General features: G+C 38.4%; 16 protein-coding genes and 1 tRNA gene. 3 read left to right on the top strand and 14 right to left on the bottom strand.

Features of this window, described 5'->3' with window-relative positions; all coding sequences use genetic code 11:
* Positions 1-300: 300 nt before the first annotated feature.
* The 7 genes from QL998_RS17790 to QL998_RS17820 all read right to left on the bottom strand — a co-directional run bounded on the left by QL998_RS17790 (position 301) and on the right by QL998_RS17820 (position 5,664).
* The gene (locus QL998_RS17790; RefSeq protein ID WP_002962890.1) at positions 301-921 is read right to left on the bottom strand and encodes an FKBP-type peptidyl-prolyl cis-trans isomerase; all 621 of its coding nucleotides are present in this window, start codon (positions 919-921) and stop codon (positions 301-303) included.
* A 69-nt stretch (positions 922-990) separates the two neighbouring features.
* On the bottom strand, positions 991-1,377 hold the full coding sequence (locus QL998_RS17795) for a hypothetical protein (RefSeq protein WP_182769656.1): 387 nt from the start codon (positions 1,375-1,377) through the stop codon (positions 991-993).
* Between the two features lie 53 nt (positions 1,378-1,430).
* A tRNA-Ser gene (locus tag QL998_RS17800) sits at positions 1,431-1,521 on the bottom strand.
* A gap of 144 nt (positions 1,522-1,665) precedes the next feature.
* Positions 1,666-2,043, bottom strand: a complete 378-nt coding sequence (locus tag QL998_RS17805) for a hypothetical protein (RefSeq protein ID WP_182769657.1) — start codon at positions 2,041-2,043, stop codon at positions 1,666-1,668.
* 203 nt (positions 2,044-2,246) lie between these two features.
* Positions 2,247-2,795 (bottom strand): NAD(P)H nitroreductase, encoded by a 549-nt coding sequence (locus QL998_RS17810; RefSeq protein WP_024590138.1) that lies wholly within the window; start codon positions 2,793-2,795, stop codon positions 2,247-2,249.
* A 130-nt stretch (positions 2,796-2,925) separates the two neighbouring features.
* Positions 2,926-3,609, bottom strand: coding sequence for a DoxX family protein (locus QL998_RS17815; protein ID WP_290193196.1), 684 nt, complete (start codon positions 3,607-3,609; stop codon positions 2,926-2,928).
* A gap of 93 nt (positions 3,610-3,702) precedes the next feature.
* A complete protein-coding gene (locus QL998_RS17820; RefSeq protein ID WP_182195578.1) occupies positions 3,703-5,664 on the bottom strand; it encodes an NADPH-dependent 2,4-dienoyl-CoA reductase in 1,962 nt (653 codons plus the stop codon).
* Positions 5,665-5,883: 219 nt separating this feature from the next.
* Here QL998_RS17820 and sppA point away from each other — a divergent pair, with 219 nt between their 5' ends.
* Positions 5,884-7,749 (top strand): signal peptide peptidase SppA, encoded by a 1,866-nt coding sequence (gene sppA / locus QL998_RS17825; protein ID WP_290193197.1) that lies wholly within the window; start codon positions 5,884-5,886, stop codon positions 7,747-7,749.
* Positions 7,750-7,831: 82 nt separating this feature from the next.
* Positions 7,832-8,842, top strand: coding sequence for an asparaginase (ansA, locus tag QL998_RS17830; protein ID WP_024606560.1), 1,011 nt, complete (start codon positions 7,832-7,834; stop codon positions 8,840-8,842).
* A gap of 68 nt (positions 8,843-8,910) precedes the next feature.
* Here ansA and gndA read toward each other — a convergent pair whose 3' ends face one another.
* Positions 8,911-10,284, bottom strand: a complete 1,374-nt coding sequence (gndA, locus tag QL998_RS17835; RefSeq protein WP_165743572.1) for an NADP-dependent phosphogluconate dehydrogenase — start codon at positions 10,282-10,284, stop codon at positions 8,911-8,913.
* A gap of 377 nt (positions 10,285-10,661) precedes the next feature.
* On the opposite strand from gndA, the gene pyk reads away from it, so the two are divergent.
* Complete coding sequence (pyk, locus tag QL998_RS17840) at positions 10,662-12,098, top strand: pyruvate kinase (protein ID WP_002962904.1); 1,437 nt, start codon at positions 10,662-10,664, stop codon at positions 12,096-12,098.
* A gap of 64 nt (positions 12,099-12,162) precedes the next feature.
* Here pyk and QL998_RS17845 read toward each other — a convergent pair whose 3' ends face one another.
* From QL998_RS17845 to QL998_RS17870, 6 genes are all read right to left on the bottom strand, one after another.
* Positions 12,163-12,987, bottom strand: coding sequence for a LytTR family DNA-binding domain-containing protein (locus QL998_RS17845; RefSeq protein WP_290193198.1), 825 nt, complete (start codon positions 12,985-12,987; stop codon positions 12,163-12,165).
* On the bottom strand, positions 12,980-14,056 hold the full coding sequence (locus tag QL998_RS17850; protein WP_165743570.1) for a histidine kinase: 1,077 nt from the start codon (positions 14,054-14,056) through the stop codon (positions 12,980-12,982). The genes QL998_RS17845 and QL998_RS17850 overlap by 8 nt, the downstream gene beginning before the upstream one ends.
* A gap of 249 nt (positions 14,057-14,305) precedes the next feature.
* A complete protein-coding gene (locus QL998_RS17855; protein ID WP_002960702.1) occupies positions 14,306-15,862 on the bottom strand; it encodes a SulP family inorganic anion transporter in 1,557 nt (518 codons plus the stop codon).
* 129 nt (positions 15,863-15,991) lie between these two features.
* On the bottom strand, positions 15,992-16,450 hold the full coding sequence (locus QL998_RS17860; protein ID WP_002960703.1) for an Lrp/AsnC family transcriptional regulator: 459 nt from the start codon (positions 16,448-16,450) through the stop codon (positions 15,992-15,994).
* Between the two features lie 106 nt (positions 16,451-16,556).
* The gene (locus QL998_RS17865) at positions 16,557-17,198 is read right to left on the bottom strand and encodes an MBL fold metallo-hydrolase (RefSeq protein ID WP_024606253.1); all 642 of its coding nucleotides are present in this window, start codon (positions 17,196-17,198) and stop codon (positions 16,557-16,559) included.
* Position 17,199: 1 nt separating this feature from the next.
* Positions 17,200-19,017 (bottom strand): M14 family metallopeptidase, encoded by a 1,818-nt coding sequence (locus tag QL998_RS17870; protein WP_024606252.1) that lies wholly within the window; start codon positions 19,015-19,017, stop codon positions 17,200-17,202.
* Between the last annotated feature and the right edge of the window lie 607 nt (positions 19,018-19,624).

Genomic DNA, 19,624 nt, shown 5'->3' on the forward strand with positions numbered 1-19,624 from the left:
CCCACCCTCAAGCACAGTATTGGTCTGACTAAGTATAGGGCGTTGCGCTATTTTGCACGCTGACCCACCAATACTGCCGAAACAGGTTACGGTTAGTTGTGTACCTCTAACTTCTTATGGCTTCCTTCAGACCCCACCGTTGGCCAGTGACGCCCTTGCCATTCAGATTATCTTCCCCTTAGTCAGGGTGATAAGGCATCTTTCAGCCTATCGGGTTTGCCAGCTTCGCTGGGCAAACAAAAAAGCCGTATTCAGATTGAATACGGCTTTTTAAACTCTTAATTTTAAAATTTATTTAAATTAAGAAATGATTTCGTGTAGTTCAACGTCAAATACAAGCGTTGAGAAAGGTGCGATTGCAGCACCTGCGCCACGTTCACCATAAGCAAGCTCATGAGGAACGTAGATACGCCATTTAGTACCTACAGGCATCATTTGTAATGCTTCAGTCCAGCCTTTGATCACGCCACCAACTGGAAATTCAGCTGGTTGACCGCGCTCGTATGAGCTATCAAACACAGTACCGTTAATTAGTGTACCGTGGTAATCAACACGTACTGTAGACTCAGCTGTTGGCTTTTCGCCTTCGCCAGTCGCTAGTACTTCATATTGAAGACCAGACTCAGTTACTGTGATTTCAGGACGTTTTGCGTTTTCTTCTAAGAATGCAATACCTTCGGCAGAAAGTACTTTAGATTCTTCTTCACGACGAGCTTGGATCTCTTCGTTAATCTTTTCGAATGCAGCTTGAATCTCAGGGATCTCAACTTGAAATGCGCTACCAGCGTACGCATCTTTCATGCCTTCAAATACTGAATTTAGGTTTAAGCCTTCAAAAGGATTAGACTTAAGTTGCTCACCCATTTGTAAGCCAATACCGTAACTTGCTTTTTCAGCATCTGTAGTAAAATTATCTGACATAATGTGTTTTTCACGTTTTGTTAGTTAAAAGACACGTATATGCTATCACAAAATAAACCCCGTTTGGGGCTAGTTTTTGCTGAGTTTTAGCTTAATTAGGCCAACAATATAACTACAAAGCGGTAAAGTGAATAAAATTCCAACAAGTAAAGGAATAGCTAATAATCCAGATTCACCAGACAATAAAAATGGCACTGCAACTAAGCCTACTAAACCAATAAAAGCAGAGCCAATTACTGGCCAATGTCTATCATATTTAGTAATAAGATGGGCAGCCAAAATATTAAAACCAAGACCATAAGCAAAAGCGGTAATTAATGGATATTCTGGTTGTGCGTCGACCGCCATTTTTGCCAACAAGCTAATAGCACTTTGATAGCAGTAACCAAATACCACCCATAATAAAAGATGTTTTATTAATAGCTGTGAGGTTGATAGGTTTGTTGCTTTAGTCATTAATTAAACTCCACAAAGCAAAAAACCGCCTATAAGGCGGTTTTTTTAAATAATGGTGGAGAGATAGGGATTTGAACCCTAGATGGGCTATAAACCCATGCCGGTTTTCAAGACCGGTGCATTCGACCACTCTGCCATCTCTCCGTACGGCGCGAATAATATGGTTAAACGTGTTACTTGTAAAGAGCTAAATATAAATTAATCGTAAATAATAATTAAACGATTAAAAACAAGTCACATTGCTCTTTTGTTAAGCTAATTACTTCAACACGCTTATTAATTCAATACTCAGTAATATTGTTTAGGCCTGCGAGCAATCCAAGAACAAATTAAACAAGCCAATAAACTCAATGCCGCGAATGTTACAGTTTGAAAAATTAAGTCAAATCGATTTAAATCATCACTTGGCACTATTACAAACATAAAAGCGGGGAGTACACTTAGCGCTAAAACATAACAACACACTTTAAATGCCCGTCCAAAGTCAAAACGTTTAGACTGTTGCATCCACAAAGTTAACAGTATTAGCATACCTATTGCAGAGCCTGCTATAAAATGCGCTGCATTTGTACTCATTGCAACATACAAGGTTACAAAAGCACCAACAATTCCCCAAATTGACCACGCAAGCCAGTTTTCTTTTTCCTGTAAAAATAAATTTCCCATTGTTTTCGTCTTCTTTATCGTTATTTTTATTAAGACTTTCCATAATGTATCAAAAAACAACCGATTAAAAAACAAACTGAAGAAGATTTAGTAAATTTAGTGCTTCCAAGCGCTTCTTACAGCCAAGTCATTAACTTTTAAATAATACTCTTTGTAACCTTAATGAATTATGACTATGTAAGTTGCGCAAAGTTCATACTATTTCACAAATTACTAAAATAGTGTTCTGGCTTATGGCGAGGCGACTTTTTACAATCGACTTCGGGTGTACCTATATATAAATACCCTACTATTTCATCTTGCTCATGTAAGTTAAGCGCTTTTTTAACCGCGCTACTTTGTGCAAAGTAGCCTGTGCGCCAAACACCGCCTAACCCTTGGGCAAATGCAGCTTGTTGCATCGCTAATACACTACAGCCTGCGCTTTGTACTTGTTCTATTCGAGGAACTTTTGGGTGTTCTTGATATTTAGCAATTGCTATTACAATCATAGGCGCACGAAGGGGAAGCTCTTTAGCACGGTTAATTACTTTTTCTTCTTGTTGCTCTGCCACTGCACTTTGATGGTAAATTTCACCCAGTTTATTGCGTGCATCACCTTGAGCAACAATGAACTGCCACGGTGCTATACAGCCATGATCAGGAACACGTAATGCTGCTTGCTTAATTATGTCGAGCTGCTCAGGCGTAGGGCCCGGCTCTGTTAGTTTAGAGTCTGATTGGCGGGTAAGTAAAAGCTCGATAGCGTTCATAACGATTCCTCAAAATTCAAAACGCTAGAGTAACATTTAAACCCTTAAAAAATAAATACCGAGAAATTAAAATGCAAAACGGCCGCAAAGGGTTAAGCTATGCGGCCGTTAGTAAAGTAGATTAAATACGTTATTCTTTTACAATATTTCGCCTTAACCAGTAATCTATACTAACAAAACGCCCACCGCCCATAAAAAACAAGCTAAGGAGCATTGCAAAATAAATTGCCGAAAATTCTATACCGTTGTTTAAAATAGACGGCTTGCCCTTTTCGTATAGATAATCAGGAAACCCGTGTTCTTCAACTAAGCCACGAATTTTACCTATTCGGTCTTGTACTTCTAGTGAGTTTTCAAGGCTTTCTTTAGCGCCCGGAATTGATAACCAATCGAGCACTTGCGCAGCACTTGTTTCTGGATTAGTCGGCGCTATTGCAAACCACCCGTTATGCCAATGTACTGAAGTAGCCGCTACAACCATTGTGAACATAAGCGGGATACTGACTAAGCGAGTTAAAAGGCCAAATAATAACAACCAGCCTCCTAAAAATTCACTCAAGCCAGCTAAAAAAGCTAGTAAGTCAGGAAACGGTAAGCCTAAACCCCATTCACTATTACCAAACCATTGAACGACATCAGGCGACGCTAAAAAGTTACTTAGAAAGCCTTCTGTTTCAGTGCTTATAGCAAGTTTGTTATAACCTGCGATGATCATAACGGGAGCTAAGATTAAGCGAAATAGTAAAGCAGGTAAACCATCTAAAAACGATAGTTTACCCAGTATTGTGTTATAAAAACTGATTAGTTTATTCATGCGTATCCTGTGTGTTCAATGTTTATTAAGTTATAGACTATAAACAACAAAGACCGTATAAATTGATAAACTATTTCAATTTATTTACAAAGGTTAAATACTTCTCGCCACTTGTAGAGCTTCAAAAATAGCGCGTTTAGCATCAATAGCAGCAGCTAGTTTAGCTCCGCCTATCACATGCACTTTTGCGTTATCTGTGTAACCTTCTAGTACTTCACTATTAGAAACCTGACCAATACACGCAATAACAGTATCTACCGGCAGTACTTGAACTTCTCCAGCAACATTAATTGTTAACCCATTTTTATCAAAACTTTGATATTGGCAGTCAGCAATTTGTTTAACACCATGCTGTTTAGCAACTTGGCGATGTATCCAACCAGTGGTTTTACCAAGCTCACTACCAAAACGACCCGAACTTCGTTTTAACATATACAATTGGCGCTCGTCTTTATGAGGTTGTGCATCACACTCAATCCCCCATTGCGTTTTAAACTCGCTAATGGATTGTGATTTATGTTCACTTAAAAAAGCAACCATATCAAAACCAATACCGCCAGCACCTAAAATAGCGATTGATTTGCCCAATTCTACTTCGCCGCGTATGACTTCGTCATAAGCAAACACACGCTTATCATCACTACATTTAATAGAGGCTTCACGCGGCCTAACGCCTGTTGCAAAAACAATATCATCATAATCTTTAAGCATTGAATCGTCGTAAGCTTTACCAAGCTCCACTGTTACTTTTAATCGCTCGAGCTCATTTGTGAAGTAAGTAAGTGTATGGTTAAAGTCTTCTTTACCCGGTATCTGCATGGCTAAATTAAATTGACCGCCCATTTGCGATTTTTGATCAATTAACGTGACGTTATGCCCTTTTTGAGCCAAGTAACAACTTGCTGATAAACCAGCAGGACCTGCACCGACAACTAATACATTTTTAGCTTTGGCTGCTTGCTCTAGCGGGTAATCTAGCTCAAATGCAGCTTGTGGATTAACTAAACACGTAGCACGTTTATTTTTAAATACGTGATCTAGACAACCCTGGTTACAGCCAATACAAATATTAATTTGTTTAGATTGATTGTTTACATACTTATTAAAAAACTCAGGATCAGCCAATAACGGACGTGCCATCGAAATTAAATCAGCCTCGCCTGCATTTAAAATATCGTTAGCAATTTCTGGAGTATTAATTCGGTTAACAGCAATAACTGGCACGCTCACCACGTCTTTTAAACGTTTTGATGCTTCTTTAAATGCACCCGGTGGCACCATACTCGCAATAGTCGGTACACGCGCTTCGTGCCAACCAATGCCAGTGTTAAATATATCAACACCCGCTTTTTCAAGTTCAGTAGCCTGAATAACAACTTCCTCTGGTGTTGAACCATTTGGAATCAAATCAATGACCGACAATCTAAAAATAATTAAGAATTTTTCAGATACTTTTGCTCTTACAGCTTTAACTATTTCAAGTGCAAGTCGCATTCTATTTTCTAAGCTGCCACCAAACTCATCATCGCGTTTATTGGTGTGCGGCGCCATAAACTCATTAATCAAATACCCTTCAGAACCCATGACTTCTACGCCATCGTAGCCGGCTTTTTCAGCCATATAGGCAGAATGCGCAAAGTCTTTAATTGTTTTTTTAATCGAACCAAGCGACATCGCTTTAGGTTTATAAGGATTAATAGGTGCTTTTATTGCACTTGGTGCTTGATTGAAAGGATGGTATGCATAACGTCCAGCATGTAATAATTGCAAACAAATTTTTCCACCGTGTTTATGCACAGCATCTGTGTAAGCGCGATGCTTAAACACATCGTAATAACTATTAAATGAGGAAGAAATAGGTGTTAGCTTGCCACGTAAATTAGGGCTGTATCCGCCTGTAATTAACATCGCGGTGCCACCTTTTGCACGTGCTTCATAAAATGCACGTAAGCGTTTGCGGTTATGCCAGCCCTCTTCAAGACCTGTATGCATTGAGCCCATAACCAAGCGGTTACGTAATTGTGTGTGTTTTAGTTGTAATTGTTGTTCTAACATCTTGTGCCCCGTTAACTGGTCTAACCTGTATGCATTAGCTAATTCTGCTTTAATGGCAAGTAATAAGCAATATGTGCATGCATTTAATTAAAAATAGCAGTAAAAACTTACGTTTATATAGGTTCATAAACACTTCGTTACGATTTAGCAGTTAAATTTATTTTTATTCTAAGCTAAGATGGGACTAATGTATTAACTGTACCAAATTAAGGAGCTATTTTGATAGCAAAGGTATTTAAAGGTATTTGGGCTGGAATTAATTTTTCTCGTCGCTTAATACTAAACATTTTGTTTTTATTACTGGTAATTGTTTTCTTTGTGTCACTCTCAAGTGACGATGATCAAATAATAGTTGAAAATGGCTCTGTACTTAGGCTTAACTTAAATGGCCCTATTGTTGAAGAGAAAACATATATAGACCCAGTTGAAGCCGCAATTAGTGATGCAACTTCTGGTTCTGAAGCACCAAGCGAAATATTACTCGACGATATTGTTGAAGTAATAAACGAGGCGACTAAAGACGATCGTATCACGGTGATATTGCTTGATTTACAAGAGATGCCTAAAGCACATTTAAATAAACTTAAGCAAATTACAAAGGCTATTGATGCCTTCAAGCAAGCTGGCAAAAAAGTAATTGCATCGGGTTATTACTATACTCAAGCGCAATACTATATTGCATCGCATGCTGACGAAATAGCTATGCACCCATACGGCAGCGTAGGTATTGAAGGTTATGGCATGTACCCGCTTTACTTTAAAGATGCACTTGAAAAGCTTGAAGTAACGCAGCATATTTTCCGTGTTGGTACATTTAAGTCAGCAGTAGAACCTTTCATTCGTAACGACATGTCTGAAGCAGCCAAGGAAGCTAACCGTGTTTGGTTAGGCGCTCTTTGGAGCGAATACAAACAAGATGTTGCTGCGGTTCGCCCATTTGATGAGTCAAATTTCGACGAGACAATGGACGTATATCTTGAAAAAATGAAAGCTGCAGATGGCGATGCAGGTAAATATGCACTTGACCACCAGTGGGTTGATTCTTTAAAAACAAATCAACAAGTTCGCAAACAATTAATTGATTTAGTTGGCGCACAAGAAGATGGCAAAACATTTAAGCAAGTTTCATTTCGTGAATACTTAAGCTTAGTTAAACCACCGATTGAATTTGATAACCCTATTACCGAAAAAGTCGCCGTTGTAGTTGCTAAAGGTACAATTGTTGATGGTGAGCGTAAAGCTGGAGAAATTGGTGGCGACTCTACAGCAGCCCTACTTCGTAAAGCACGCCTTGATGACAAAGTTAAAGCGGTCGTACTGCGCATTGATTCAGGTGGCGGTAGTATGTTTGCCTCTGAAGTTATTCGTGCAGAAGTATTAGCGCTTAAAGCTGCTGGTAAGCCTGTTATTGCCTCTATGAGCTCTGTAGCTGCATCAGGTGGTTATTGGATTGCCTCTGCTGCAAACGAAATCTGGGCAGCACCGAGTACTATTACAGGTTCAATTGGTGTATTTGGTACGTTTATGACATTTGAAAAAACCTTATCTAAAATTGGTGTTTATTCAGATGGCGTTGCAACAACCGAAATGGCTGGTTTTTCTATCACTCGTCCCCTAAACGAAAAAATGGGTCAAGTAATTCAGATGAGCGTTGAAGAAGCATACGGTCGCTTTTTAAACGTTGTCGCTGATGCCCGTAATATGACGCCTGAGCAAGTTGATAAAATTGCCCAAGGCCGCGTATGGATTGCATCTCAAGCACTTGAACTGGGTTTAGTAGACAAACTTGGTGATAAACAAGATGCTATAAAAGCAGCCGCAGCACTTGCAAAACTTAATCACTATGAAGTTAAAACCATTAAACAAGATTTAAGCTCGCAAGAAAAAATGATTCAAAACATTTTTGGTAACGCATCTATTAAATCGATGCTTGGTTTACAAACACAAAAAACATCTGTGTTAGCAACGCAAGCTAATTTACAAAGTGTTATTAATCAATTAAGCACTGAAGTTGAAAACCTTAAAGATTACAACGATCCACAAGGTGTATACGCACGCTGTTTAGTGTGTAATGTTGCACAATAAAAGTGCATAGCTTCACCTAATCAGCTGTATTTAAAGCTGCTTAACGTTATACTAGGCCCAGTTTTTTTACTGGGCTTTTTTTATGAAACGTAAACGCATTTATATCGCTTATACAGGCGGTACTATAGGTATGAAAAAATCGAGTCGAGGCTATATTCCGGCTGAAGGTTTTTTAACAGAAACCGTAGTAAATAACGCAGAATTTAATCGTGATGAAATGCCTTTGTTTGATATTCACGAATACTGCCCTCTTATAGACTCTTCAGATATGTCGCCCGAGCATTGGCAACTCATTGCTGATGATATCAAAGATAAATACCAAGATTATGATGGTTTTGTAGTGCTCCATGGCACTGATACCATGGCTTATACAGCCTCAGCGCTGTCATTTATGTTCGAAAATTTATCTAAACCGGTTATTGTAACCGGCTCACAAATTCCGCTCTCACAATTACGTTCTGATGGCCAAGTAAACTTGCTTAATGCCATGTATTTAGCTGCAAATTATCCTATTGCTGAAGTAAGTCTCTTTTTTAATAACCAACTGTTTAGAGGTAATAGAGCAACTAAAGCACACGCGGATGGGTTTAACGCCTTTGCATCGCCTAATCTTGATCCTCTCGCGTTATCGGGTATTAATATTCAACTTATTAAAGGTCAGCTTAGCCCATATGTTGAAAATGAGCTGCAAGTTACACCTATAACACCTCAACCTATCGGAGTGCTTTATCTGTATCCTGGTATTAGCCAAGAGGTAGTTAAAAGCTTGGTCAATGGCAATATTAAATCACTGGTGCTACTTAGTTTTGGTGTTGGTAATGCACCCCAAGATCCGAGCTTTTTGTCAATACTCGAAGAAGCAAGTAAACGTGGCGTCGTAATTGTTAACCTAACTCAGTGTTTAAAAGGTCATGTAAACATGGGTGGCTATGCAACAGGTAATGCACTATTAAATATTGGTGTAATTAGTGGGTACGATATGACCCTTGAAGCATGCTTAACTAAGTTACATTATTTATTTAGCCAAAAGCTTGAAGTCGAAACGATTCGTCATTTAATGCAAGACAATTTACGTGGTGAGTTAAGCCGCTAATTTTTAATGGCTAAAAATACAAAAGGCACGCTAAATAGCGTGCCCTTATCGTTTTAAACAACTGCTTATTATCTAACTTTAGCGTCTATATCTACTAAATCAGTTAAATGACACATTTCACCACTGTGGGTTTTTATGCCGTGCTCACCAAAGTAATCACGCTGGGCTTGAACTAAATGCCCATTACTCGGTGTAGTTAATGTTGCTAAATACGTTTGTGTAGCACCCAATACAGGGAATGCTAAACCAGTCATTATTGCTTGACCGGTAATTTTGCGCAAAGAATTAGACTCTTTTTCAAGAGTGTCAATAAATTCAACACCTTGTGCAACGCTATCTAAGTAATCAGCACGGATTATACAACCAGCGCGCCACGTTTGAAGCGTTTTAGATAAATCTACTTTCCACTGATGAGTACGTGATGCACCTTTGATTAGCGCTAAACCTTGACGATACGCAAGTAAGCTTGCAAGTAAGAACGCGTCTTTTAGCTCTTCTAAATCAATTTCAACATTGTTCGTTGATTTAGATGCATATGTCATCTCTTGTGCAGCCGTTGTGTTACATGCATTAGTTAAATGACGAGCTTGAACAGCAGCAACAAGTGAAGGGACAGCAATACCAAGTTCGAGTGCATTTTGCGCAGTCCAAAGACCAGTACCTTTAGCGCCAACTTTATTATCAATTAAGTCCGCAAGCGGTACATTATTATGATTTTCAAGTGACAATATATGGCTAGAAATAGACAGTAAATAACTATTTAATTGACCTTCTGACCAGTCATTAAATATCTCAGCTACTTCTTTTGGAGAACGATTAGTACCTAAACGAAGTAATTGGTACACTTCTGCAATAAGTTGCATCAGTGCGTATTCAATACCGTTGTGAACCATTTTTACAAAATGACCACTTGCTGATTGGCCAACACGTGCAAAACACGAGTCGCCATTATAGCTAGCAGCTACTTTTTCAAACCATGGCTCAATACGTTCCCAACCACCTTCAGAACCACTTGCCATCATTGCAGGACCATGGCGAGCGCCTTCTGCACCGCCAGAAATTCCCATAGTGGCAAATTCAAATTTATTTTGGTATTTGAGTTTACGCGTTATACCGTCTTTATAATTACTATTACCGCAATCGACTATCATATCGTCACAATTAACGCCGGCCTCTACAAGTTCATTACAAACTGTATCAACTAACTCACCAGCAGGTACAAGTAATAAAATAGAACGAGGTGCCTCTAAACGCCTTACCATGTCACTTAAATCAGAGACAATGTGAAGCCTATCAGCCATGCCTTGTGATTTGGCACAACTTAGTAACTCTTCACCCGCATGTGGGTTTTTATCATAAGCGACTAGCGTTATCCCTTTTTCAATCAAGTTTAGGGCAAGATTTTTTCCCATAACGCCTAACCCTACTAATGCAACTTGCATCTAGTGTCCTCCTCGGTAACAACTATTTGGTTAGAAAATTCAGTGTATAAATTAAATAATACCGCGTGCATTATACTCATACAGTCATAAAATACTAACTATGAGCCCATACAACATGCTTTTTTATTACAGATAAATAAGCTACGTAATTATATCAAACATCAATGCTCTCGGGGTGACTAAAAGCAACGCTAATTGAAATTAAGATCATTGACGCATTCTGACACCGGTGTCATAATGATGACACAATAGTTTTGTATAAAATAGTGGCAAACCTTTGAAGTTTGCACATAGTTAAAATATTTTAATCTAATATAGATATTTTAATTCAACAAAATAACGTCAACATGCTTTCACCAAGCAAACAGGAGAAATTGATGCTAAGACGCACGAAAATAGTCGCTACCCTTGGACCTGCTACCGATAGAGATAACAACTTAGAAAAAATTATTATCGCTGGGGCTAATGTAGTACGTTTAAACTTCTCACATGGTGTTGCCCAAGATCATAAAGACCGTGCGCAAGCTGTACGCGATATTGCAAAAAAATTAGGCAAGCATATTGCTATCCTTGCTGACCTTCAAGGCCCTAAAATCCGCGTTTCTACTTTTAAAGAAGGTAAGGTAACGCTTGCTGTAGGTGCAAAGTTCACTCTTGATGCAAAAATGGAAAAAGGCGAAGGCGATGTTAACTCTGTAGGTATTGATTATAAAGAATTACCTAACGATGTTAGCCCTAACGACTTACTACTCCTAAATGACGGCCTTATTCAACTAACTGTTGATGAAGTAGCTGGGCACTTAGTACATTGTACTGTAACTGTTGGCGGTGTTTTATCTAACAATAAAGGTATTAACCGTTTAGGTGGTGGCTTAACTGCTCCAGCATTTACTGAAAAAGATAAAGAAGATTTAATAACTGCCGCTGAAATTGACGTAGATTACATTGCCGTATCATTCCCACGTAGTGGCGACGATATGCGCTACGTACGCTCACTTGCTGAAGCTGCTGGTTCAAAAGCACAACTACTTGCAAAAATTGAACGTGCTGAAGCCGTTGAAACGCAAGAAGCTGTTGATGACATCATTCTAGCGTCTGACGCTGTAATGGTTGCTCGTGGTGACTTAGGTGTTGAAATTGGTGATGCAGCTCTTATGGGCAAGCAAAAACTAATTATTCGTCGTGCTCGTTCATTAAACCGTACTGTAGTTACAGCAACGCAAATGATGGAATCGATGATCGATAACCCTATGCCAACACGTGCAGAAGTTATGGATGTTGCAAATGCTGTTCTTGATGGAACAGATGCTGTAATGCTTTCAGCTGAAACAGCTGCAGGTGATTACCCTGAAGAAACAGTTGCAACTATGGCACGTGTTTGTTTAGGAGCTGAATCTCAAAAAGAAACGCATGTTTCTAAGCATCGTTTAGATAGTCGTTTTTCTAACAATGCAGAATCTATCGCACTTTCTGCTATGTATGCAGCTAATCACTTAGATTCTGTTAAAGCTATCATCACGCTTACTGAATCTGGTAGCACGGCTAAATTAATGTCACGTATCAGCTCTGGCTTACCAATCTACTCGCTTTCACGCCATGCGAGTACATTAGGTCAAACAGCACTTTATCGTGGTGTTTACCCAGTATTTTTTGATTCTACAAAAACTGAAAAAGACGGTATGGTAAAAGCGGCACTTGATACTTTAGTTTCTCAAGGTTCTTTACAGTCTGGCGATACAGTAATTATTACTCACGGTGACTCAATGGAAACTGTGGGCGCAACTAACACTATGAAAATTGTAACTGTTGCATAATTACTAAATATAAAAAATGCGAGCTTAGCTCGCATTTTTTGTGCCTGTAATAAGAGCGTTGGCTTTAACTTGCTAATGCCGCTTTAACCTTATCTCGGTAGCTACGGCTCACTTTTAATTCTTGTCCGTTTTCAAGTACTAATAAATACTCGCCACTTACTTGTGTAACCAGCTTACTAATTTGTTTTGTATTTACTATTGCACTGCGGTGTACACGCACAAATAACTGAGGGTCTAGCTCTTGCTCAAGCTCTTTCATTGTTTTACGAAGTATATGCGTTTGTCCATCTTCACAGTGTAAACACATATAGTCACCTGCAGCATCAACCCATTGGATAGTCGCTACAGGTACCCGTATAATTTCACCCTGCTCTTTTACTGCAAGCGATTCTGGGTAACGTCTATCTGTTAAGGTATCGCCAGTGGCTAATTTTTTTAATATTTCTTCGCAATTATTACCAGTAATACCGGCTACAAAACTCGCTAGTTTTTTCTTATGGGCGTTGTCTTGCTGCGTTTTTAAATAAGTATGCACTTTTTCTACCGCCTGTTTTAATCTGTTATCATCAACGGGTTTTAAAATGTAATCGAGAGCATGAATTTCAAATGCTTTTACAGCAAACTGATCAAAAGCAGTTACAAATACAATAGCAGGTAGTACTTTTGTACTCTCGCTAAGCGCTCTTGCCACCTCAAAGCCATTCATACCTGGCATCTGAATATCTAAAAAAACCAAATCGATTTTCTCTCTTTGGCACATTTCAATTGCATCAGCGCCTGAACTACATAATTTAATTACTTCAATATCAGAGAACTCTTCAAGCCTTACTGCTAGACCTTTACGGGCTAACGGTTCATCATCAACAATGAGTGTTTTTATTTTAGTCATTTTTCACAGCCTTCTCAAAAGGTACTCGCAGATTAACTTTTAATCCACTTGGCGTATTATGTGATAATACAAACGAATAATTATTTTCATACAACGTTTTTAATCTATCTTTGGTGTTAGCAACACCTACACCTTGAGCGTTAACTAATTGGCCATCAAGTATTTCAGTGCCTGGGCCGTTGTCACCCACTTCTAGTAATAATTCATTCGCAAATACTTGTGCTTTAATATCAATTACACCACCTTCTGTCAGATGGGCAATGGCATATTTAATCGCGTTTTCTATAATTGGTTGCAAAATTAAGCTCGGTACTAAAGCCTCTTTTGCTTGCTCGCTAATATCTACATTTACTTTCAACCGCTCATCAAAACGGACGCGCTCTATTTCTAAGTAAAGCATGAGCGCATGTAGCTCTTGCTCAAGCGGTACTTTTTTAATTGGATCGGTATTAAGTGTGTAACGTAAAAAGTCACTTAACCTTGCTACCATTAAGTTAGCATCTTTGTTTTCTTTAACCAAAATTAAAGTAGAAATAGCGTTAAGTGTATTGAATAAAAAATGGGGATTTAACTGATACCTGAGCATTTTTAGTTGCGCTTCGTGTGCCATCGTTGTGGCCTTTAACGCTTTTTGTCGCTCACTTTGTAATAACTGATAATATTTAACGCCAAAGTACAAACCACTCCAACATAAAATAATATAAACCGAATCTAAACCTTGCTGCAGGTAATAAAACCATTCCTCTGGTCTATAGCCATGGCGGTATATTTCCCATAGATTGAATTTTTGAACGACAGCCCATAGAGTGCCCGTTATATAAGAGGCACCAAATACTACAATCATTAACACCCAGGGCGAGGCATTCCAAATTTTACGGTAAACATACCTAAGCGGCACTGTCATCAAACAACCAGCGTAAGCATTCAATAAAATAACAAATACGTATATATCACGCATTTCAAATACTTTAGAGCCGATATAATTTACTAACGCGTAACCAATCCAGCCCGCGATTTGCAAAAGCCAAAAAAAACGTTGCCTGTTATCGACTAAAGATTGCCAGTTCAAAATAGATGTTTACTCCGTATGGTTAAAACTAATTCCATAAAATAGGCGTTTGTTATTTTTATTATTTTTACCTATGTAGGGCTAATTTTCACAAAATTAGGTAGTCTTATTATATAGATTTATGAGTTTGCATAGCACTACAGCTTGCCTTGCTTTTTAAGAGTCTTACCGCAAACAAATAGTCGAGACACTAAAAAAGCGAAAGGTTATCCGCCTTCCGCTTTTTAAATATCAATAGCCTTGTGTAAATTAAGCTAGTTTATCTGATGCTACTTTGTAGGTTGGATCTTCAATCACATTCACTTCAACTAAATCTCGTGCTTTATGAAGCAACTGCGTACAGTCTTTACTTAAGTGACGTAAATGAAGTTGTTTACCTGCTTTTGTGTATTTGTCAGCAAGTGTATCAATTGCTTCTATTGCACTGTGATCAGATACGCGGCTGTGTTTAAATTCAACAATCACATTTTTAGGATCATTTTTCACATCGAATAACTCAGAAAAGTTTTTAACAGAGCCAAAGAATAACGGACCATGTAGTTCGTACACCTTAGCGCCTTCCTGATCAATGTAGTTAGTTGTATATATCTGCTTCGCATGCTGCCAAGCAAATACTAGAGCCGATACAATAACACCCACACATACAGCAATCGCTAAATCAGTAATAACCGTCACGCCCGACACAAGAACAATTACAAATGCATCAGATAATGGTACGCGCTTCATCATTTTAAAGCTTGCCCATTCAAATGTACCAAGTACTACCATAAACATAACACCAACAAGTGCAGCTAATGGGATCATTTCAATTAAGCTAGAGGCAAAAATAATAAAACCAAGTAGCATAAGTGCAGCGCTTATACCTGATAAACGAGAGCGACCACCTGAATTTATATTGATCATTGATTGACCAATCATTGCACAACCACCCATTGCACCAAACATACCGCAGGTAATATTTGCAGCACCTTGACCAATACATTCTTTATTACTATGACCACGGGTTTCTGTAATCTCATCAATTAAGCTAAGCGTTAATAATGATTCAATTAAACCAATAGCCGCTAAAATAAGTGCATAAGGAAAAATAATTTGTAGCGTTTCGAAAGTAAACGGTACCATAGGAATATGAAATTCAGGTAAGCCGCCAGCGATTGTTGCTGTTTCGTCGCCTGTCATTCCTTTTAAGAAATCTAATACTGTATGCGCTTCTAAATCAAACCCAATCACTAATCCAGTTACAGTTACAATAGCAACTAGAGATGAAGGCACTGCTGTAGTCAATTTTGGCAAAAAGTGGATTATTGCCATGGTTAATGCAACTAAGCCAAGCATGATAAATAATGGATTACCTGTCATCCATTCTTGTCCGCCCATACCGTCTGGCACTTTAAACTGCCCTAGCTGAGCTAAAAATATAACAATTGCTAACCCGTTTACAAAACCAAGCATTACCGGATGAGGAACCATACGGATAAACTTACCGAGCTTAAATACACCCGCGAGAATTTGCAGTATTCCCATCAGCAACACAGTTGCAAATAGATACTCAACACCGTGATCAAGCACTAAACTTACCATGACAACAGCTAGTGCACCGGTTGCACCTGAAATCATACCAGGGCGACCACCAAAAATAGCCGTAATTAAACCAACGATAAACGCGGCATATAGACCAACCAAAGGTTCTACATTTGCAACAAATGCAAACGCAACAGCTTCTGGCACCAAGGCTAACGCCACAGTTAATCCAGATAGAATATCGTTTTTAGCAGAGCTAGGCGCCCTACTGAGTAAGTTAAACATTGAGGTCCTCAAATGGTGTAATGGGTATCAAAAAAAGCGCTAAATTCTACCAAATTAGCGCTCAGTTAACAATTGTCATTATGTGGTTAAGCTAAACTAAAAATGGTTTAGCTTTTAAAAGAAGTGCTTTTACAAAGGAAGGGAAGTACTGCGTTTTACACATGTCATTGTTACATTAGAATGTACTTCTTGGACGTATTCTAAGCTTAGTAAATTATCGCGCACAAAATGCTCATACCCTTCTATGCCTTGTGAAATTATGCGTAGCATAAAGTCCATGGTACCAGCCATAGTGTAACACTCTGTTACCTCGTCGTAGCTCATGATCAGCTTTTCAAACTCAGCAAGATTCTTTTTACCGTGATTTGATAAACGCACATGTGCATATACAAGCATATCAAAGCCAAGTTTTTTCTCATCTAAAAGAGCCACTTTGCTTTTTATATAACCATCTTGCTCTAGCTTAGCGATTCGACGCCAGCATGGAGATTGAGACAAGCCTACTTTATCTGCAATTTCTGCGGTTGATAAACTAGCATCTTGTTGTAAAAGTGCCAATATTTGGCGATCTACGTGATTTAGAGACATTTTATTTCTTATTTATCAAATAAACTGGTTAAATTATACAACCATTTTAAAACTCAGTCTGCTTATTTTTAATGTTTATGCAGTTTGTAAACTTAAAATAAGTAACTTAACCAAACTTACCACTCACAAAAGGATTTGTTTTCTTTTCAAATCCCACCGTAGTGTCGCTACCATGTCCTGCCAGTATTTTAGTATTATCAGGTAAGGTTAAAATATGCGTCTTAATCGACTCTATAAGTTGTTCACTGTTCCCCTTAGGGAAGTCAGTGCGCCCTACTGAGCCTTTAAAAATAACATCACCTACAATAACGCATTCATTCTCTTGTTGATAAAACACAATATGACCAGGTGTATGCCCTGGGCAATGCTTCACTAAAAAGCTAAGTTTACCTACGCTCACGGTATCGTTATGGTTTAGCCAAATATCCGGATAAAAAGGCTCAATGGGTTTAAACCCGAACATTTGTGCTTGCATAGGTAAGTTTTCAAACCAGAAGTGCTCATCTTTTTGTGGGCCAATAATTTGTACGTTAAATTGATTACGTAGAATATCAGCCCCACCCACATGATCTAAATGCCCGTGCGTTAACCAAATAGCACTTAATGCTAGTTTATGCTCATTAAGGGCTGCTACTATTTTATCAGGGTCGCCACCTGGGTCTATGACTACGGCTTGTTTAGTTTCACTACACCAAATAATACGACTATTTTGTGCAAATGCAGTGACGAGTATGGTTATAATTTGCATATTAAATTTCTTTACTTTTTTGATCCGGGATAACAACTTCTTCTTCGAATGACATAAGTATTGGATACTTTAAGTACGCTTGATCATAAAATGGACTTTGCTCATATAACCAATTTAATCGTGCCTCTGCGTCACTCGCGAATGATTTATCTTTAAGTTTTTCATCAAACTTAAGCGCAAGCTTTGGGTTATCTTTTAGCATTTGGCGTGCATACGGAATTAGCGCATAGTTTTCCATATATTCAGTACGCTGAAAAATAGTATTAAACTCACCCCACGCAAAAAATGAATCAGGGGCTTCCGGGTGCAATAAATGAACCGCTAATTCGCCTGCTTTTTGTTGGGTATTTACTTGGTACCAACCATCTAAATCTACATTTATAGCAGGGACGTAATCAAAAGTTGCTGATACTCTAAAACGCCCTTCAAATGGTGCTTTATCAAACGTGTAGTCTGCCACCTTTGCAACTTTCAAAGGCTGTGTGTTTGCCCCTTCAAGTTTATTAATAGAGACACCATGTAACTTTAGTTTCTTAATTATATTGCGATATACAGGCGGAATAAAAAAAGCTTTAGGTACTTCAACTGTATGTTGTACATCTTTTTGCCAATAAATAGATAAGTCAGTATATGTATGTGCTTTACCCAAATACTTCACTTCATTTTGACCCGAAAGTGAATTCATGCTTGATGAATATTCAATGCCTTTAAACTGTGCAATAGTATCTGCTTGTTTGGCATAGCCACGCTTTACAATTAACTGTTTAGGAACAAATTCTTGTTCTTTTTTTACTGCATTAGCTAATTCATGACTGTGCTTTGATAGCGCAGTAATAGCACCATCTAAAAATACATAAGTTCCCAATACACGTTGCTTGTAAGGCTTCAATGAATGATTTTCGACTAAAATAGTCGGCAATGACTTTAAATCCCCCCAACCATTTGAAAAACGTGGCGTAGCAACCCATCCCGCTAACCCTTTTTTAAAGTCGCGTTTATCCATAACAAAAACAAGTGGTCCTGGGATGTGTCCTTGCTTCGCTAGCGTATCGTCAATGAGAGGTTTAAAAAACTGGTTTAATGTATCCGATACCGCAGGCGATTCGCTCGAAAATACCGGATTGTAACCATAAGTCACATCGTATTGGTAATCTGCGCCGTCGGTAACGTGTACATCAATGTATAAATTTGGGTTGTAGTCGTTAATAACCTTTAAAACACTTCTAACTTCTGGGGTATCTAATTTAGTAAAATCACGATTTAAATTAAGGTTATTAGCATTTGTTCTAAAGCCCATTTTTGCAGGGCCCCGTTGATTAATGCGATTGAATGCACTGCTACGTTCGTGACCATCTACATTTAAAATAGGAATAAATAATATGTTTACCTTTTTTAAAATGTCACGGCGCTTACCCGTCGCTATATCTCTGAGTAACATGAACATGGCATCTTTACCGTCTATTTCACCAGAATGTATTCCTGCCTGAATAAAAATAGTTGGCTTAGTGCTATTAGCCATTTGCCTTGCTTCAAAAAAACCTTGCTCACTGGCAATTAGCATTTTTATTGCACGTTTACTATTACTATAGCCAATGGTTTGAGATTGAAACTGAGTAGGGTTTGCAGCAACTAACCTATCAACAAATGCCATTGTATTTGCATAATCGGGCGACGCTTCACCTGCAGATAACTCAAAGTCAGTAGTTAACGGCCCTTGTTTTTGTAAAAGCTCTACGCTTTTCCCCTGCCACTCAATGAGTGGAGGTAAGTGTGCGTCATACGCCACACTTGCAGATAAAATGAGTAAACTTGCAAACATATAATTCTCTAACAAACGCCTTAATTATATAAATTATATCAACTAAATTTTTTATAATGAGGAAACTGCGGTGATTCAACAAAAAAATGCAGCCAAATACATTTCACTCATTCACACCCGTGTTTTTAGGCTATATAACAAATTAATGTACAGTAATTCATTACATAACTATTTATACCAACTCGTAAAAATACTTAATCAATTTAAGGGATTACATCTGACGCTAACAGCGTCAAAAATGTCTGATATACGTCTGCATGGATCCAGGAGAGTGAGCAATGATGGAGCAATTGCCAAGAACAACTAAATAGTGAATTTCGCCCTGCTCTAACGTATCTTTTTATCGATAAATAGAGCTCATATAAGCAGATGGGTATTAATTTGAGAAAACTAATTTAGCTCAGCTATAAAAAGTGTAAGTTATTAAATTACAGGCACAATCGAGTAGGGTGAGGCTTATGCCTCATCCCTCTCACAGAACCGTACGTACGGACCTCGTATACGGCTCCTGTACCCTTCACATTTTATCAACTTATTTCCTAAACGCTGATAAAGCAAGCCATCCCGTATTCACTTTTTCTATTGGATATAAACCAAGCTCCTCAAA

Source organism: Pseudoalteromonas sp. APC 3691, assembly GCF_030408135.1.
Lineage (GTDB): Bacteria > Pseudomonadota > Gammaproteobacteria > Enterobacterales > Alteromonadaceae > Pseudoalteromonas.

Coding starts and splice junctions, on each gene's coding strand:
- QL998_RS17790 (WP_002962890.1), bottom strand. CDS start 921: ATGTCAGATAATTTTACTACAGATGCTGAAAAAGCAAGTTACGGTATT.
- QL998_RS17795 (WP_182769656.1), bottom strand. CDS start 1,377: ATGACTAAAGCAACAAACCTATCAACCTCACAGCTATTAATAAAACAT.
- QL998_RS17805 (WP_182769657.1), bottom strand. CDS start 2,043: ATGGGAAATTTATTTTTACAGGAAAAAGAAAACTGGCTTGCGTGGTCA.
- QL998_RS17810 (WP_024590138.1), bottom strand. CDS start 2,795: ATGAACGCTATCGAGCTTTTACTTACCCGCCAATCAGACTCTAAACTA.
- QL998_RS17815 (WP_290193196.1), bottom strand. CDS start 3,609: ATGAATAAACTAATCAGTTTTTATAACACAATACTGGGTAAACTATCG.
- QL998_RS17820 (WP_182195578.1), bottom strand. CDS start 5,664: ATGTTAGAACAACAATTACAACTAAAACACACACAATTACGTAACCGC.
- ansA (WP_024606560.1), top strand. CDS start 7,832: ATGAAACGTAAACGCATTTATATCGCTTATACAGGCGGTACTATAGGT.
- gndA (WP_165743572.1), bottom strand. CDS start 10,284: ATGCAAGTTGCATTAGTAGGGTTAGGCGTTATGGGAAAAAATCTTGCC.
- pyk (WP_002962904.1), top strand. CDS start 10,662: ATGCTAAGACGCACGAAAATAGTCGCTACCCTTGGACCTGCTACCGAT.
- QL998_RS17845 (WP_290193198.1), bottom strand. CDS start 12,987: ATGACTAAAATAAAAACACTCATTGTTGATGATGAACCGTTAGCCCGT.
- QL998_RS17855 (WP_002960702.1), bottom strand. CDS start 15,862: ATGTTTAACTTACTCAGTAGGGCGCCTAGCTCTGCTAAAAACGATATT.
- QL998_RS17860 (WP_002960703.1), bottom strand. CDS start 16,450: ATGTCTCTAAATCACGTAGATCGCCAAATATTGGCACTTTTACAACAA.
- QL998_RS17865 (WP_024606253.1), bottom strand. CDS start 17,198: ATGCAAATTATAACCATACTCGTCACTGCATTTGCACAAAATAGTCGT.
- QL998_RS17870 (WP_024606252.1), bottom strand. CDS start 19,017: ATGTTTGCAAGTTTACTCATTTTATCTGCAAGTGTGGCGTATGACGCA.